This window comes from Paenibacillus ferrarius, assembly GCF_002027705.1.
Lineage (GTDB): Bacteria > Bacillota > Bacilli > Paenibacillales > NBRC-103111 > Paenibacillus_E > Paenibacillus_E ferrarius.
On sequence record NZ_MBTG01000024.1, the window covers coordinates 13742 to 32685 of the forward strand.

13 protein-coding genes are annotated in these 18944 nt (G+C 33.4%); 1 reads left to right on the forward strand and 12 read right to left on the reverse strand.

The window, feature by feature from the left end; all coding sequences use genetic code 11:
- Nucleotides 1-3 precede the first annotated feature (3 nt).
- The 12 genes from BC351_RS24540 to BC351_RS24600 all read right to left on the reverse strand — a co-directional run bounded on the left by BC351_RS24540 (nt 4) and on the right by BC351_RS24600 (nt 16305).
- Nucleotides 4-792, reverse strand: coding sequence for a glycosyltransferase family 2 protein (locus tag BC351_RS24540; RefSeq protein WP_079415957.1), 789 nt, complete (start codon nt 790-792; stop codon nt 4-6).
- A gap of 31 nt (nt 793-823) precedes the next feature.
- Nucleotides 824-1627: a sugar phosphate isomerase/epimerase family protein gene (locus BC351_RS24545; protein WP_079415959.1), complete on the reverse strand. Its 804-nt coding sequence runs from the start codon at nt 1625-1627 to the stop codon at nt 824-826.
- Complete coding sequence (locus BC351_RS24550; protein WP_079415961.1) at nt 1608-2393, reverse strand: Rossmann-fold NAD(P)-binding domain-containing protein; 786 nt, start codon at nt 2391-2393, stop codon at nt 1608-1610. The genes BC351_RS24545 and BC351_RS24550 overlap by 20 nt, the downstream gene beginning before the upstream one ends.
- A 12-nt stretch (nt 2394-2405) precedes the next feature.
- Complete coding sequence (locus BC351_RS24555; protein WP_158082213.1) at nt 2406-3395, reverse strand: glycosyltransferase; 990 nt, start codon at nt 3393-3395, stop codon at nt 2406-2408.
- Complete coding sequence (locus tag BC351_RS24560; protein ID WP_079415966.1) at nt 3392-4516, reverse strand: FAD-dependent oxidoreductase; 1125 nt, start codon at nt 4514-4516, stop codon at nt 3392-3394. The genes BC351_RS24555 and BC351_RS24560 overlap by 4 nt, the downstream gene beginning before the upstream one ends.
- Before the next feature lie 34 nt (nt 4517-4550).
- Entirely contained in the window at nt 4551-6800 is a 2250-nt protein-coding gene (locus BC351_RS24565) for a hypothetical protein (protein WP_079415968.1), read from the reverse strand.
- 654 nt (nt 6801-7454) lie between these two features.
- Nucleotides 7455-7808: an EamA family transporter gene (locus BC351_RS24575; protein WP_079415972.1), complete on the reverse strand. Its 354-nt coding sequence runs from the start codon at nt 7806-7808 to the stop codon at nt 7455-7457.
- A 10-nt stretch (nt 7809-7818) separates the two neighbouring features.
- Nucleotides 7819-9375 (reverse strand): hypothetical protein, encoded by a 1557-nt coding sequence (locus tag BC351_RS24580; RefSeq protein WP_079415974.1) that lies wholly within the window; start codon nt 9373-9375, stop codon nt 7819-7821.
- Between the two features lie 131 nt (nt 9376-9506).
- Nucleotides 9507-13478 (reverse strand): rhamnosyltransferase WsaF family glycosyltransferase, encoded by a 3972-nt coding sequence (locus tag BC351_RS24585; RefSeq protein WP_079415976.1) that lies wholly within the window; start codon nt 13476-13478, stop codon nt 9507-9509.
- Nucleotides 13471-14226 (reverse strand): ABC transporter ATP-binding protein, encoded by a 756-nt coding sequence (locus BC351_RS24590; protein ID WP_158082214.1) that lies wholly within the window; start codon nt 14224-14226, stop codon nt 13471-13473. Before BC351_RS24590 ends, BC351_RS24585 begins: the two co-directional genes overlap by 8 nt.
- 12 nt (nt 14227-14238) lie before the next feature.
- Complete coding sequence (locus tag BC351_RS24595; protein ID WP_079415980.1) at nt 14239-14985, reverse strand: ABC transporter permease; 747 nt, start codon at nt 14983-14985, stop codon at nt 14239-14241.
- 15 nt (nt 14986-15000) lie between these two features.
- On the reverse strand, nt 15001-16305 hold the full coding sequence (locus tag BC351_RS24600) for a glycosyltransferase family 4 protein (protein ID WP_079415982.1): 1305 nt from the start codon (nt 16303-16305) through the stop codon (nt 15001-15003).
- 97 nt (nt 16306-16402) lie between these two features.
- Between BC351_RS24600 and BC351_RS24605 the strand changes: the two genes are divergently transcribed.
- A complete protein-coding gene (locus tag BC351_RS24605) occupies nt 16403-18925 on the forward strand; it encodes an O-antigen ligase family protein (protein WP_079415984.1) in 2523 nt (840 codons plus the stop codon).
- Nucleotides 18926-18944 lie beyond the last annotated feature (19 nt).

Genomic DNA, 18944 nt, shown 5'->3' on the forward strand with positions numbered 1-18944 from the left:
TTATTAGCTCCTCGGATTATATTTTCCAAATAATAGCCCCAACAATATCTTCATTAATAATAGATTCCCTCGAAGCGGACTAATTTTCGTAGGCACTTTTCCTTTTGGATACTCTCTAGCAACAGGTATTTCAACAACTTTAAACCCTAAACGCGGTGCTTTTACAGAGATATATGCCAATAATTCATACGTACTAAATATGGTTCGGAAAGGTTTTAATCTATCATCCATAAGAAATTTATTTGAATGAGCGCGAAACCCATTTGTAGTGTCCGTATATCTGAAGCCCGAAATAACTGATAAATACGGAGCATGAATTAGTTTAATAGCTATTTTCCTAGAAATCGGGGTATTAACTTCTTTCCCGCCTGGTACGTAACGGGAACCTTGCACAAAGTCCATCCCTTTATCGAGCTGTTCAATAAACAAAGGAATTGATTCGACGCTATCTTTATTATTTCCATCAACGGTTAAAACTCCTTCATATCCTTGTAATAAAGCATACGAAAAACCCATTCTCAGTTGAGCGCTTAGCTTTCCTGAATCCTTTTTAGTTAAGATGGCCCTTACTCCATTTGAGATAAGAAAATCATGGTTTAAAGACCCGTCCGTACTTCCACCATCTAATATAAGAATATCAATGACATTAGCAAAATAGCTTAATCTCTTAAGTTCTTTCTGGATTTTTTCTCCTTCATTAATTACAGGAATACACACACAATAATTATGAGCTTTCGACTTAAATTCAATAAGCTCATAATTAGGAACATCCCATTCCGGATTCACTTGCATATTTTACAATCTCCCCTGCAATTTTAAATGTTTATTGCAAATATGTTTTTGAAACATAATCTAAAGCAGCCCTTACAGATAAAACATCTGACTCCAGCACATTGTTTCTCATCTCAATTGATATCCAACCTTGGTAATTCAAACTTTTTAAAGAAGCTGCAATATATCTATGATCTTGATTACCAATAAGGTTTAAATGTGGTTCACTAATATGAAAATGGCCTGTATACGGAAGGCACCTTTCAATAATATCACTTGAATCTTCATTATTAATAAATATGGTCCCTGTATCAATCTGTAATTTCACACCTAGATGATTGACGTCTTTAACAAACTGTAATGCATCTAAAGTACCTGTTAAAAAATCGCAGCCGTAGACTACTGGATTAGCTTCTATGCAAAAAAATACACCATTTTGAATAGCTTTTTCTCCTAGAGCATTAAAAAATTCAATAGCTTGACCATACGCTACTCGAGAATCTAATTGTCCTATAATTCGATTTTTAGGGGAACCAAATACAAGAGCTTTCGTTGAAAGAGCTGAAGCCAACTTGATTATTGTTTGAAGGTACTCAAATGTTTCAGCTTTTTTTTCACCAAATATTGAAAGATGGGGTTTTCCGAATAATAAAGATTGCATGGCTACTAGCTCTAGATTGTTGCTTTGCCATTCTTTTTTAAATTCATCGATAATTACTAGATTAACATTCTCTGGTTCAAAATACACTTTAGTTGGCGCAATCTCTATTCCCTTAACTTCGTAATCCTTCAATAAAGGAACAATTTCACTATTTACTTGGAGATCCCATGCAATATTAGAAATTGCCAGTTTCATGTTGTATTCTCTCCAATCTAATCAAGTTCCGTATTCCTTCAAAAACTTGCTCTTTAGTTAGCATATAGTTACTCTCTAAGTTAAATAAGCTCGAAGATAAGCTCTTCATATTATAATTTACGGGTTTTTTTTCAGTAATAGTTGTAAATTCAATTCCAAAGCAATTCCTGGCGATTTCATATGCTGTAATAGGTTCGGTGGAGAAATTAATTAATTTTACTTTTTCTCTTCTTATTATCTGAATATCATTCCATAATCTAGACATATCATAGAATTGAAAGACGCTTTTATGATGCGTAAGATGAAGGCAATTGTTATGCATTAAGTCATAAATGATATTCTTCTTCAAACCGACTCCAAATAGTCCTGGAAGACGAATGATAGAATGATTCACAAATTTATCCTGAATGAATCCCTCAAACAAAAATCGATGTTTTCCATATGGCTCTAATTCATCTATGGTTACCGCTGTCTCTTCATTAACATCTATAGGATTTTTGTAGACATCAACTGTCGATATTAGTACAAACTCTTCAGTCTCAATACTACTTAAATGGCTCATCAACATTTGAATATTTTCAAGATCTTTATCAGGTTCTTGATTTGCTTTCCATTTCACCGCGGGAACACCAGCACATATAACCATTGAAAACTTCTTCCCCCGAATATCTTCAATATTCTTAGAATTATAATAATAATCGAAGCTAGTTTGTCTAATCAATGAACTCCCTACAAATCCTGTAAACCCGATTAGCGCCGTACTCATATATTGATCCCCCTACTCCTTAGCAACTGCGGCTTCACTATTGGCCTGTTGAATTTCGTTATTTATAAATTTGTTAGTCTTATACATTTCAACTGAACTTGTAGTATAAAAGGGGCGGTTTTGAATTTCTATAAGTAATCGTGAGATATATTCACCAAGCATACCGACGATAAAGAATAATCCCGTAAATCCAAAACTGATTAAAATCATTAAGGTTGTCCATCCCTCAACTATATTCTTGTTAAAGAAATAATTATAAAATGTATAACCTGCCATAAATAAACTAAAAAGCAAGAAAACAATAGACAAGTAGTGCGAAACTCTAAGACCAATATTCGAAAATGATACAATAACATCAAATGCTGTACTTATATTTTCTCTGTTTATTTTCTTTTTTTGTGAGCTTACTTTGAAGATAGGATCGTACAAGATTAACTGTTTTTTGAATCCTGTATATGCATACAGTGCTTTTCGATAACGTACTTTTTCTTTAAGATTTAACATTGCATTTAATGCTCTGCGAGAAACGATCCTTATGGATTCCGTTCTTAGGTCTAGTTTCAGATAAGAGAAATGATTTATAAGTCTATAAAATAGTTTTGAAGTCCAAGTAAGACCTGTATTTGGTGACGCAGCCACAATATCATTTCCTAAAATGGCAGTCTTAAACAATACATGAATGATTTCTAAAGAAAATTCAAACTTTATATTTTCAATTTCGATAATAAAGTCACCAATAGATTTAACTAAACCTGCATTCATCGCTTTTTCAATACCATGACGTCTAGACAAATTTATTATTGTTAGATTCCCTTTTATTATATCTTTTACTTGTCTAGCATTACTTAATGTTGAATCCGAGCTGGCATCGTTAATTAGAATAATTTCATAATTTACAAAAGTCGCTGCGAGAGAGTCATTTAACTGCTCTAATCCAGCAATTACGCTATTTTCTTCATCGCGTACATACACAACAGCTGAAACAAAGACTTGTTCTTTCACAGCAATACCTCCTCTAAATCATATATTGTATTGAATTTACCTGAAAAAACAGAAATAAAAGTAGGTAACTTTGATGAAACCTTAATTACTGTCGGACGAGAATCGTCAATTTCCGTTGTATTTAGGATAGTTTTAACAGCAAATAATGACGAATTGTATTGAATTGATATTTCTGACTTCAAATATTTCCTTGCTAATTGGCTCATTCGATTCCACGCGGAATTTGGATGAAAATCACATGAGTTACAATTTCTCAGATATTGCTCATTACAATCTGGCCTCAATATTTGACAAGAAAACTTTGGAAATGGATTGTTGCTAGTTTCATGTGGTGTGTCACTTACTGAGGTTAGAGAATGTGTTCCAGTAAAGCCAAAAGGCATCAAAGAGAAAAAAGGACCATCCATAACGGTAATACCAATATTAGAAAAATTGGTTGATACCTTTGTTAGGATCACTTCACATAATTCATATTTCGTTTGAAATAACTCATACCCGAAAAAATGAAGCAACTGATTAATACTTGCATATGTTGCGTTTAATACGTTTGGAGTTTGAATCGACATACCATTACTCAACTTTACTCTAAAGGTTTCATCTTGTGCTTCTACATTGTCTATTTGCCCACTAAATATCATCTTCACATTTTCAACATCACTTAAGTGATCACTTAGTGAGTTCCTTATTTTTTCTGCATCATAGGTATATTCGTCTGTCTCATATGCAGCTTCAACCATACCATTGTTAAAATATGTTGAAGCATTAACTTCTTCTGCTGGAATGCCTACATTATCACAAAATCTTTTAAATTGTTCGGCATTAGTCAATGAATCATATAAAGAAATTGCGTATACTTTCTTAAATTGTCTATGAACTGCGTATTCAAATTCTTTATTAAATCTTTTATAGTAATTAGCAGATTTTTCGGCAGTAGAAATGCTTCTTGGATAGTGATAGCCATTGTGTACCCTTGCTTGATTTATGAAGCTTGCACGTTGTAGTGGTTTATCGTCAATATCGATCAACGCAACATGCAACCCTCTCGCCGCAAGAATTTTAGCAGCGTACATTCCATAAATTCCTGCGCCAAATATTAAGTAATCATATGATTCGATATGCATAATTGAACCTTTCTAAAATTAATAATTATTTTCTTTATTTTAAGAAATTTAGTTTAGTTGGGTATTGAATTATTTCTTTGGGAATGTCATCTTCTAAGAGAACATGTATCCACTCTTTATTGGGGTAATTAATTGATTTTATTTTGAATTGTCTATTATTGCTTTGGATATTCAAATATTTTGCACTTTGAATTTCACTTCTGTTTGAAACTGTATTTTTAAATAAGATAGTCTTCTGTGTTCGGCTCACTCCCTTTATCCAATTTTCGTCAGTTAAGTTTACAGCTTGTAAGTAATCAACTAAATTGGATAAGTCATTAGGAACATCTGGAAGAACCGAATTAATGCTCTTTATATTGACTTCAATATTTGTAATTCCTAGTGGATATGAGCTTATTGTGGCTTTTCCAAATCCTTGTGATAATTTAATTGGTATAGCAATATCCTCAGTCTGTTTAGGTAAATTATAATAACCTGAATTATCACTCCACCCATCTCTCACAGAAACAATTCTCTGCAATCCAAAATCAAATTTGTTGAATCTATTTTTATTCCAACCAGAAGTGTAAGCTATACTAATATCTGCAATTGCATTATCTATTATATCGTTTGACTTTACATATATTTCAACCGTATCATTTGATATTTGATTCAATGTTACGTTTAATTTAGTGTCAGTTATAAATTGATTTTGTTTTTGTTTTTCCCACAAGATATTATATGAAGTTGCCGCAATAGGCTTGTAGTTTTCAAGTAATTTTCTATAGAAAAACCAATTTTCTCTTTTTGACCAAAATTCCCATTGAGTAAAATCTTCTCTTATTGTTGTAACAAATTGAGGATTTTGCAAAAAACTTTCTAAATATAATTTTCTATATTTATCTCCAAGTACGTGAATTATATAGTCAATTCCTGATGGTTGATATTCTGAATTGATTACTTCTAACGCAGAAGAATATGTAGAAAACAGATCTGCATTAGAGTTTTTAATGTATTTATTTGAAATATATTGCAGTTCTTCTCCATAAGCTGATAAATAGCCTTTTAACTCTTGTACATAATGTACTCTATCTTGTTTCAAATTATTAATCGCTGAGGTCAAACCATTAGTTACTAATGAAGTTACTATAATTATAATGACACTGTTTATAAGTATTCTCACATGAAGATATTCCATAAAAACAAATTTTAATCTATTAATTATTTGACTTAATAAACTCACATATAAAACCATATACATCGGGGGAAATAAACCAACTTTTTCACTGCCAAATGCATATGCGAATCCTGCAATAAATGTTGTTAAATATAAAAAGAGTAGCATAATATTATGGTTATTATTAGATTTCTTAATGATTTGAACAGAATAATTCACAATTATCAACAGACTACATAATATTTCGAAATTTATAGGTATATCTGAAAATTTAAGTAGTTTTGTATTTGGATTAATACCATAGTACCATAGTTGATAGTTAGCTACATTTAGGAAATTATAATTAAACCAATTAGTGAAATGTCCAAGAGTTAAAATACTAACCAAAGAATAACAACCAAGTAATATACCCAAAATAAACAATATTTTTTTTTTTATAAAACTAGTTAAAAATTTGAGTCTGAAATAAAGTAAACAATATATTATTGTACCAGCTATCAAAACACTTATCCCATAATCATTGGACCAAGCAATTCCGGCACCCAAAAAAATACCATAAACAAAAGAATTGTTTATTTTTTTTTTTATTTTACTAATTTTATTAAAAAATAAAAAGATATAAACAAAAATAAAAGGTAAAAATGATCGAACCATTCTATCCGAATTACCAGGATGAATATTATCTAAAAAAGGCAATTGATTAAAGATATCAAAAAGATGAAATTCTCCTTTTAGACCAGCTGCTGTTAATATTAACAACAAAGTTAATATAAGCGATCTTTTAATATTAGTAATATTGAGATAAGAAATCAGGAATATAGAGGAAGAAAAAAATAAGGCTGTAACAAAGTTTGTAACTGCTAGACTCATTGTAAAATTATTTCCTAAAATAAATAAAATAACAGTTTTTGTGTATAATGGTCCGAGTCCCAAATAGAAATAAAAATCTCTAAAAGGAACTTGTCCGTTAAGTATACGTCTATAACCATTATAATTTTGAAAGTCACCATTTATAGGGAAAAAATCTGAAAAGTAAATACGGCTGAGTGCTGTATATAAACACACTAACATTACAAGCGCAAATAGTACTATATTAAATACCAAGTTAGAATTTAATTTCATTTTCAATTTTCAAAATCCCCTATTTTATTTTTAATGTTTATAATTAGCTAGTGTTTAACAGTCTCAGACATTCTCAGTCTTGATTTAATTTTGCATAGAGCGGTCGAATTAATACGAGAAACTACCGAATTAAGATGAAAAAGGCGGACCTTTAGCACCTTTTTGGTTGATTTGTCTTTCTTATAGCAAGCATTGTTCACGATCAGAAACACAAGTGCTTTTGCATCATTTCCCACGTTTTTCTCGGATTTATCCGAAAGCAAATTACATGCCTCTACGTTGCATTCCGTTGACCCACTATGGCAAATGATTTAATAAATTCGTTACGCTGCTGAATTGACGATTTGTCTTCCAGAATTTTAAATTTATGTAATATTTATTCTTACGTCCAATAACGAGTGAAGATAAATGACCGAGTTGCAGTTTGGCCCCTTTTAACACCAAGATGAACTTTATGCTGGTCAGTTAGGTTGGGTTGGGACATCTCTTTTATTTGTTGATATGGTAATCGTCAATTTCCCGATAAAGGAACGATCTTTCTTATTATAAACGTTCAACGCAGTTCTAACAGAACTTTCATATAAAATCGGTTACATTAAACCGACAGAGCCATTTGTAGCAGACCCCTAATATTTCATAGTTCATATACTTATCTATGAGTTATAAGAACATTATTATAGTGCCTACAATTAATAAGATCAATCCAATAATCTTCATCATTGTTAATGGCTCATTAAATATAATAACAGAAATAAGTACAACCCCTAAAGTAGTTAGGGCTTGAGAAACAGGCGATATTCTACTCAATTCTCCTCTCGATAATGCCACCACATAGAATAAAAAGCTACATCCATATAAGATAGCTCCTCCCCATATTAATGGTGAGGATAGATATTTCACTAATATTGAATACATATTATTTGTCTCAAAAGCATTACCATTTACAGCATTTTTAAGTAAATATTGTGCGAACAAATTAAATATGAGAGCTGCTACTAAAAGTATATACGTCATAATTTATCCTTTAACCTAAGTTTTTAGAATCCAAAGAAATAGTATGTTTATCACGATGAATGATCTTATCTGAAGTTATTTTACCAAGAAAATTTGTGTATAAAAGAAGGGCAATAATAAGCAAAGTAATACTAATAATTATTTTACTTTCTTTTCTTAACATACCAATATAAACAAAACACAATATTGCAAGCTCGCTTGTACTCATATAAATATATCGACCTATTAGAATGTCCCATGATTGGGACATTGTAATAAATATTATTATTGCTACATTTCCTATTACGGCAGCTGAACAAAAAACAAAAAATAAACTTTTTGGATTTCTATTGCAAATTGATTTCGAGTATTTGTACAAAACACTAATAATTGCAATCACTGTGAACATTGTTAAGTATTCAATCAAAAGAAATAAAGGTTGCTCTGGATATGCTCCTTCTTGAGGGTTCCAGAAATATACAAACATACGAGGAAGATTCAACGCCACATACCACAATCCATAAGAATCATTGTTTGGATTTACAACCGAACGTTGCATATCCATCACAATATTCCCAGCAGTCGACACCCCATAATAATAGTAGTTCATGATGAACCAAGGAGCCATTATAGAAACAACCGTAACACAATAATATAGACATTGTTTGATATCTTTTTTCCATAATATAAACACTGCAGTTATTGGGATTAGATATATGGCAGTAAATTGAGTAAGTGCAACAGCAGCTGTTAAAATTGCCATAATAACAATTTGATACTTGTAATTTAAAGTTTTCTCTAAGGAATATTTTAGGATAAAATATAGATGCAATGCCCCCAAAACAGGAAGCAAGTTAACATTACTAATTGTAAGCATCCTTAGCATATATCCGGGATTTATTGAGAAGAGGATTGCTACTGAGAAAATAACAAAATCGTTACGCTTCAATATATTATTATTTATACATAATTCATACATTTTTTTAATTATAAATACACTGGATAATAAGAAAAAAAGCCCGAGAAATTTTATTAAATAGACTGCCAAATAAGCGTTACCTAATGAAAATTTATAAACGATAGCTCCTATTATATAATATAAAGGTGGTTGGAAAGCTTCGTACTGACGGCCAAAAAGGCCAAGTGTCGCAGGGTCGGTAGGTGAAGGGTTTGGATAGAATTTTTGAGCCACTGCAAAGACGCGATTCGGTATAAACTCTTGAACAAATGGAATCCTATAATGGTTTGCTAGATAATCAATGTAAGCAAAATGATAAGTTTCATCAACTACTGTAAAGTATGGAAAAATAATAATATATATACTTCCAGCAACGAATAGAATTGGATAAATAACGTTAAATTTAAAAAATCGATAAAGACTTAAAACAATAATACTAATTAACAGCCCACATTTTATCCTTTGTGGATTGGTAATAATATATTTTTCTTGAGCGATATTATTAATATTTCCTGAAAATAAATTATATACATAGTACAAAAAGATTAGTGAAACTATTAATAAAAATAATAGTTCATATCTAAACCTTTTTTTTGTACGAATATCAGATATTATTGCATTGAATGACATGTAATTTTGCCCCATTCCATAAGATACACCAATACCAATACAGATTCCAAGTTAGGTATGAATTTATAGTTTAACGGAATTAATGAAGAATCTTATTCACTAGGTCATCGTTAAACATATTCTTTGGACATTCAAAATATATCTATCATCAAATTCTCAAGCTCTTTATTCCAATCTGATCTCTCCAGTTTCATATATTCAGCAGCTTGACTTGTAATTCTAACCCTCTCATTTTTATTGATCAATCCTTCAATAATAGCTTCTGAAATACACGAAACACTGGGTTCAGCCACCTTACAATTTACCCCGTCTTTCAACATCCATGTATTCCAGGGATTTTTATTAGCAACTACTAAGCAACCACTAGCCATTAGCTCAAATGGAAGGTAAGAAGGATGTCTAGTCATCATCATAGCAAGCCCTACATGACATTGCCTATATAAGTCTCCTGTTGCCTTATAAGGTAACATGCCCAAATGCTCAATGACACCATCCGCTCCATATGCTGCTGCATCCCAATCGGCACCAGCACTCACGATCCTCACTTTATTGCCAAAGTGCTCTTTTACCTTCCTTAAAGCAGGTATTGCTAATTCAAAGCAGTTCCGCGGATTCCCTGGTCTACCGTATAGAAACACTAAATAAGGCTCTTCAATTCTTTCATATTGTGGTGGATAAAATACAGAAGTATCTACACAAGGAGTGAAATGATATGCCTTGCCACCTAATTCCTCATAACTTAACTTTAAAGAAATTGTATTGCAAACAGCTGTGTAACCAAACCCATAAGTAGCTTCCACTTGCGCACTTGTTGATCCTCCTGGGTAAAACAATGGCTCCCAGTCTTGCAAGAAATAGAATTTCTTCTTAGTCTTATTATATTTTAATTGGGTGTATGCTGTTGTCCATAATGTACAAAACGAAATATCAGAACTTGGAATTGAATTAATTTTATAATCGTTTGTTAAGCCTATTACTTCGCAATCTTTTAAACTCGGGAATGCAGCTAGAATTGCTTGCCTGACACTTGTAATATCATCGAGACCCACAATTACAAATTGATTTTTTATTGCATTATTTGTTGTCAAAAACTCTGCAAATCGTAAGATTGTATGAATGCCTCCATAAAATGCTGTGGAAAATGGTGGAAGGAACCACGTTGCAGTTTTGGGAGTTCCTAACATTTCCGATTGTTCAATTACTTGTTGATTTTTTTCTAAGTCTTCTTTTGTAAAGTCATACAACGTCGAAAGAATCATTGCATCTGACGTGTAACCTGTCCATATAGATGTGTCTGATTTCTTTTGTGACTCTACTTTAGGTATATATTTCGATTGAAGATATCTTGGATTCCAGTCCCAGACATTTTGATTGAAATATACATCATTAATGCTTTCCTGTGGCGAAAATTTAACTAGTGGAGCTTCATTAGTATAATTAAGTTTTAAATATGGATTGTATAATATAGTATCAAATTTTGAGACTAAAATCTGTGCTTTCAAAAGTGATTCTTCAAAATTAGTTTCGTTATCCATACTATCAAATATATTACTAAACAATCTTTTATTTACCATTAAAGCTAACCCTGAGACTGCTCTGTAATCTCTATACCAACTTACACTACCGTAAGTCGTATATGCATGTGTAGGCATGCCCTTATAGGGCTCAATTACTTCATTTTTCTCATTAAATACATATCCTGCATTTAAAACTAAGTTATTAGAATCTACAATCATTCCTGATGCGGCCGCATAATTACCTTCTTTTATCCACAACGCTAGTTCAACTGCTATTTCATTAGAAGATAGTACTACCCCAGCTTTTAGAAAAAACACAGGGTTATTACTTGTTGAGTCCGCATTCGCTAAATCAGATACATATTGAGTTTTTATATGAAAATCATTTTCAAAAACATCAAAATGAGCATTGATTTTATTTGTTTGTACAATCGTTACCATTTGAGGCTTAACAGCTTGTTTTTTTAGTGATTCTAGTGTTGCAAAAATATCTTTTAATTGTGAATTCTTATCTGTATATAATAAAACATCATAATAAACAGCTTTTTCATTCCAGATCATTCTGAAAGTATGATCTTCATTTCTCACTAAATTTCCATTAAGTTTTCTTCTACTCACGTAATTAGCTAAAGCTCTATTTTGAGCTTCCACAACATAAGGTTTTGCTTGTAGTCCGGAAGCAACAGATGTTTCTATAATCCTCCAATGATATAATACCTCAGGTATGTGAATAATTTGTTCTGCATGCTCAGAAACCTTGAGGAAAATGTCCCAATCTTGAGCGCCGTCAGTTGTTGCATCAAACATCCCAATTGATTTAAAAATATTTTTTCTAATTACACAGAAATGAGTTGGGTAATTGGCAGATAGCATAGTTGCCCATGACCATTTATGTTTAAATAATGGATTTAGCCTGACTGTTCCATTTTCATTTATTTGATCTTTATCTGAGTATAAAAAATCAACCTTAGGATTGTCATTGATAACCTTCACCATTTGATATAATGCATCAGGAGTGATTACGTCATCATGATCAAGTAACGCTACAAAATCACCATTTGCCAAATTAAATGCTTCGTTAGTATTTCTCGAAATACCACCATTTTCATTTAAATAAACACACTTGATTCTTTTTTCAGTTTTTTCTACACTCTTTATGTAACCCGTCAATTCTATATTTTCTAAATCCGCTAACGCTATGCATAATTCCCAATTTTCATAACTTTGATTAATAACTGAATCCACAGTTTCTTTGAAGATAGTTGGCTTTATTTTATATACTGGCAACAAAATACTAATTAATGGTTTTAAAACAAATTCATTGGATTCAAGTCTTTGTTTAGATAATAATTCATTAGTCGGATATTGAGATGCTTCCAACCAACGTTGGTTACCTTCGTTCCATAGATTTGTTTCAACAATAGCAGGCTCCATTGATCCTGTTATCGGCTTCAATGATATTTTATTAAACCTACGTCCTTTAACAATCCCTTTCACGATTTCTCTTCTTTTTGAGTGCAGCGGAAGAAGATTATCTCTAAATCTCCAATATTTACTTAGAATTCTAAAAGATTTACCTGACCTTATTCTATTCAGTTCCTCGTGTAATTGAGCAATTTGTAAATTGAGAGATGAACTGTAATTTCTCAGATTCAATTCATTTTGATTCAGCACATTGACTTGATCATTTGCGTTCTGAATTGATGATAAGTTATCCTCATTTATAATAATCAGTTCATTTAATTGAGTTTTTAGCTTCAAATTCTCTTCTAAGATTAAGTTAGTTCTAAGTTTTTCTTCATTTATTTTCACTAATTGGTTATTCAGTTTACTTAGTTGAGCGAACATCAAGTTATTTGAATCATCGATTTTATTACTCATCCGTTCAGACAAAGAATCAATATGATTGATAACGTTGTCTAGCTTTGACTTACTTTCAGTACTTATCGAGGTTTGCTCATCTAAAGAAGCAATTATACTTTTAATATCTTCCGATGTGTGCTTTCTATACATAACTGTGTGAGGGGCAATATGTTCTGAAGGCCACGATTCATGCCCCCTAACAAACCCATATTTCGCGAATATATTATCCCAGTATGCTGGAAGTTGAACATTGATATGCGTTGGTTCATCAAAATCTGAAGGAGAGGATGAAAAAATAATTTGCGTTGTATGTTGGCACATTAACTTGATCGCTTTGTCCGCCATTTCAGCAGTTACATGCTCAAGGACTTCAATACAGGTTATTAAATCATATTGACCATCGTACATAACCGAATCATCGATCTGTCCCACTTTGCAAAAAGGTTTAATGTCCTCTCTCACTTCCGAGATTGCCGTTTCTGAAATATCAAAACCAAATGCATTAACATCAAGATCTCTGAGACTTTCAACTACAAACCCTTTAGCACATCCAACATCAAGAACTCTTACAGGTTCATAATTAACTTGTATTTGTTTCGAGATATTAGTGAAGAATTGAATCCAATGACCATTTTGGGACTCTCTATTATAAGGAATTCCACCAAAACTTGTTTTGTAATAATCTTCGTTGTATACCGACTTATCAAACTTCTCATTAGACACGAATACTACCTTCTTTCAGTGATTCATGATATTTTTCAATCATTTCCCCCGGAGGACCTATTTCAATTGCCCCTCTTTTTCTAATAAACATAATACGAGTGCATAGTTCTTCAGCTATTTTGAGATCATGAGTCACTAATAATATGGTTTTCTTTTGATCTAAAAAACTCTTGATTTTTTCAAAAGACTTAGTTTGGAACCTCTTATCCCCAACTGAAAAAACTTCATCCAAAAGCAAAATATCCGGATCAATATTTGTAGCTACAGAGAAGGCCAACCTAACTTGCATACCCGAAGAGTATCGTTTAATCGGAACATTTTCGTACCCCTCAAGTTCAGCAAATTTAAAAATTTGAGGCATTAGATCCTTCATGCTTTTCCTGTCGATACCCAATATACTTCCATATAATCGGGCATTTTCCGTACCTGTCAAATCTGGATGAAAACCAAGGCCAATTTCCAATAGAGCTGCAACAGATCCATTAACATGAACTGCACCGGCATCTGGAGATATTATCCCTGCCATTATCTTTAATGCTGTACTTTTCCCTGCCCCATTCTCCCCAATTAATCCAAATACTTCTCCCTTTGTTATCTCAAATGAAATATCTTTGAATATTTGAATTTGGGTAGGCTTTATTTTTTCTTTTGCTTTAACAGTATCTATGAATAATTGTTTCAAGGATCTTTTTTCACTATTAATTTCGTATATTTTGGAAACATTTTTCATTTTAATTGCTGACTCCAATTTCATTCACTCCTAAACTAATTCAGAAATTTTCTTACTATATTTTCTGTAAATGAATATAGATAGTAGCAGGAATACAATAATTATGAAAACACCTGAAAATACATTTGTATAAATTGGCGTACCTACAATGGCTGCTTGATATAGGTTAATTATCAACGACATTGGATTTAAAGAAACATAGTATTGGAACTCTACTGGAATTAAAGCAAACTGATAAATAACTGGTGTTAACCAAAACCACGCCATAATAAAGACTTCTAATAAATGAGAGGTATCGCTAAAATATACGTTAGCAATGGACAACAGCAATGAAATACTAGTCATAAATATAATCTGTGTCAATAATGCCAAGGGGAGAAATAAAAGATTAAGCGTATATGGCACTTGAAACATTTTCATTGCAATTAACATAAGTACAATCATCATTAGAAAAATAACGAAATTAAAAACTATGTTTGAAAAGACCAAGATATATTTAGGTAATTTCACTTTTGTAAGTAGAGAAGCATTACTTGTAAAAGATCCCACTGACATTGTTAGACTAGATGCAAAAAAGTTCCAAGGCAGTAGTCCTGCCATCAAGAAAAGCGGAAAATTAGGAACATCTGTTTTCATAATTGTTTTGAAGACCCAAGTATAAATGATCAACATAATTAAAGGATTTACAAGAGACCACAGAAAGCCTATTACAGATCCTTTATATTTTAACTTCAAATCTCTTTCAACCAAATTAAGTAATAAATCTAGGTATTTCAAAACATTTCATCCTTCCTAACTTAAAAGCTTCGATATTAGTTTTCTATAAAGACCCCTAATATTCCCTTCTTTTATAAGCTCAATTCCCTTTATGAAGTATAATTTTTTCCTTGAAGTAGTTTTTGGTATATATTTTTTGATTAAAATATGATCAACGGATTTCCGGGGATTTTCACAAAATGTTCTCAAATCACCAACTGCTTTATGCCAATGGTATGAGGTTACAACAGTTTCAAAGTCACACTTATCATCACCAACCATTTCCAACAATGCATTTGCTAGAACATTTTCATCCCCTGAAGTTATTACTTTTCCTATGTTATTCTCTCTAATAATATCACTTAAAACATCGCCTTGTGTAACTACCATCGGCAGTTCACACCATAAATAATCCAAAATTCTTGTTCTAAAAGCAAATCGAGTTTCTAAATTATTATAATGCAGACTTACACCTACATCTGCTTCTAATAAGTAATCCATCCTATCTTCATAGGGTACCCAACCTTTGAAAAAGACAACTTTATCTGTTAGACCAAGTTCCTTACTTCTGTTCACGACTTTTCCAACCATTTTGTGCGGTATAAACGCTTTATCGGGATGTTCTGTCCCGACAATTAAACATTTTATATCCGACCTTTGTTTAGAAATAATGTTCATTGCATTAACTAAAGTGATTGGATCCAGCCAATCCCAGACCCCCCCCCACCATAAAACCACTTTGTCGGTAGAATTAATTCCTTCAATAATTCCTTTTATAACTTCATTTTTCTTTATTGGAGCTTTCTCTGGCAAGCCAAATGGAACAACACCCAGAAGGTTATTTAGTCCATGGTCTTCTTTATACGTCTCGGGATTGATACGGAAGGCAGCAGCCAGAACACCTAACCAGAAATCTTTTTGCTTATTTGATGCACATATAAAATAATCTCCATAGTATATTTGCTGCATCAATATCTCTAGATTGCTTTTTGCAATATGTATGGAAGATTGATTATTCGATTTAAATTCAAGGTTTTCAAAAATAAAGGGATCATACAGATCCACAACCAAGGGAACATTTATTTTTTTCAAAAAAGGCATTTCCCATAACGTTAAACCTTGAATGACAATCGAATCAAAGTTAGTGTAAAAATCTTGATTTTCAATTGAACTTTTTAATATAATCACGAAACCATGACTTTCTGGATAATCTTCATTTTTAACAATTAAGGTAACTTCACAAGTTTTCGATAGTTCTAAGGCAAAGTTCCAATATCTAATTCCTGGACCAGCCATTGAAGGAGCAATCCTGTCAGGTGAAATTATTAAAACTTTTTTCACATAGACCCTCCTTACCTGAATGTATTATTATTTGGAAACTCCCTTCCAACTATGCTAAAATAAAGTCGAAGTTTAGCAAAAAGGAGACTATCCGTCAATGAGTGCAAGTAAAAATGCCTACACGGCTTCACGTGCAAAAACAAATGGAACAATAACGACAGAGAAGAGCTCTATCATCTTTTGGTTTTTAGTAGTTTTCACAGGTTTGTTTTTATTCTGGGCGCCGTTTCAGAGAGCGCTGTTCAATGGTGGTACTTATGACTTTGAGCGTTCCATTTACTCGGCATCGGTCTGGTCCTCCATTATTTTATTGCTGATTGCCATCCTAGCTTTCTTTGTTTTCAAGCTTAATGAACAGAAAGATGTCTTGACCATTCTAGTTCTGCTCATGCCGCTTACTTATGTGATATCTTTGTCGAATTCGGCATCTCACTATTTGGCAACTAATATGGTCTATATCCAAATGCTGTATGCAACCTTCTTCATTTTAGGTGTATTTCTGACAAAAAACAAGCTTGGGACGTCGATTGTTGCCGCATTATTTTTGATTTCCGGTTACTTCATTGTTGTGTTCGGACTTTTGTACTGGTTGGGTAATGGAAATTTCGCCGGACATCTGGTTGGATGGTTCGCATTTATGGATACGACCAATGCTTATTTGTACCGGGATGCGATTATGACGGACTCGAACGGACTCCGTTTAACGTCGGTTTTCCAATATGCAAATACGTATGCGGCCTTTTTAATTACGTTATCTCTATCAGCCTTATTCTTTATTGTTAAGTCTCGCAAATGGTACTCGATTCTACCTCATGCGTTCCTCTTGGTGCCTGTCATCGTATCTTTCTGGTTGACGCTTTCCCGCGGCGCCATTGTGGTGATTCCGGTTGTTTTCTTGATTATGCTGTTCTTCTTTTCGATAAGCAGACAGATTCTGGCACTTGTACAATTTGGACTAGCCTTCGTTACGTCGCTTGTCATCTTACAGAAGGTAACCGATATCGGCATTGGCTTGCAAAAAACTCCTAGTGCATCCGAATCTTGGCATGGTTGGTCCATTTTGCTGCTAGCTTCTGTAGTTTACACTGTGCTGGCTATCGTTATTCAATACTTCGTAGGACCTTGGTTAGAACGGTTAACGGCTCGATTGGATGCTAAAAAGTATGCAACTTTTATTCTTCCCATCGCTGCCATTGTGATTGGTGTTGTGGGAGCCTTTCTGATTATCAGTGATACTGGCTTCAAAAACATTCTTCCTGATAACGTGAAGACGCGTGTGGAGAACATTAACTTCCAGCAGCACAGCGTTTTGGAGCGTGGAACTTTCTATAAAGATGCGGTGAAGTTGTGGTCGGATTATCCGATTATCGGTGCCGGTGGTGGTGCCTGGGCTTCTTTATATGAGAAATATCAGAACAACCCTTATACAAGCCGTCAGGCTCATAACTTTGCTCTGCAATACTTGGTTGAGGCCGGTGCGCTTGGATTCCTTGCTTTTGTTGGGTTCGTAATCGCTGTCCTCGTGTTCTATATAAGAAGTTATATCAAAAGTTCACAGGAGAAACGAGATCTGCATTTCCTCTTTTTCATTGTGATGATCTCGCTTTTGGTTCACAGTATGATTGACTTTGATTTGAGTTATGTATATTTGGGGGCTATATTGTTCCTTGCACTTGGTAGTATGCTTAGCAACAGTTCATCTGCTCCGCTTCGTCTGAAGTCAACATCCGTGGCTATTCACAAAGCGTTCCCTGCGCTTCTGGCGGTTCTGTCGATTGTGGTTTTCTTCATCTCGGCAACGCTGGTTTCAGCGAACAGCTCTTATAAGCAGACGCTGGAAGTTATCCAAAAGAGTCAAGATTACAATCAAATCGTCACGCCGCTGGATAAAGCGATCTCTTTGCATCCTGCTCATCCGGACTATGTATTAACTGGACAAATTAACCGAATTGGTATTCTTCTTCAAGTTTACAATCAAATGCAGAAGGAAGATCCTAGTAAAGCAGATGGTTTTTTCAATCAAGCCCAAGATCTGCTCACTCAATTATTGAAAAAAGAACCGCATAATCGTTATGTGGCTATGCAGCAGCTTAATATGTATCTCATGAAAGGGAAGAAACAGGAGGCACTGGATTGGTCCACCACCCAAATGATTCCTAACTACCCTTGGTATACGGAAATGTATGAAAAGAGTATTTCTCTGAACATTGAGCTTGCTAATCAAGCCAAAGAAAAGAGCAATACGCAGGAGTTCAACGAAAGACTGGATAGTGCTCTTGCTACTTACAAGGAAGTTCTCACGAGGATTGATTCTTTGAAGAATTTGCCTAAAGAACAAGCACAAGGTCGTGAGTTTGCTGTAACGCCTGGCATGGCTTTGTCGGTCGGACAAATTAGTTACATGCGTGGCGACTACGCAGGAGCGGCTGCCAACATCCAGCCTCACATCACGGATAATTTGGATAATCAAACAAATCGTGTTCTGATCAGATGGTATTTAGTTGCTTTACAGAAACAAGGCTCGAAAGATCAAGCCCTCATGGACAAGCTGATTGCGAAAGATCCTGCTGAGAAGCAGAATATGGATGCGATTCTTGCTACGAGTTTTCCGGCTAAATAAGAAAAGCGCCACAGCGATG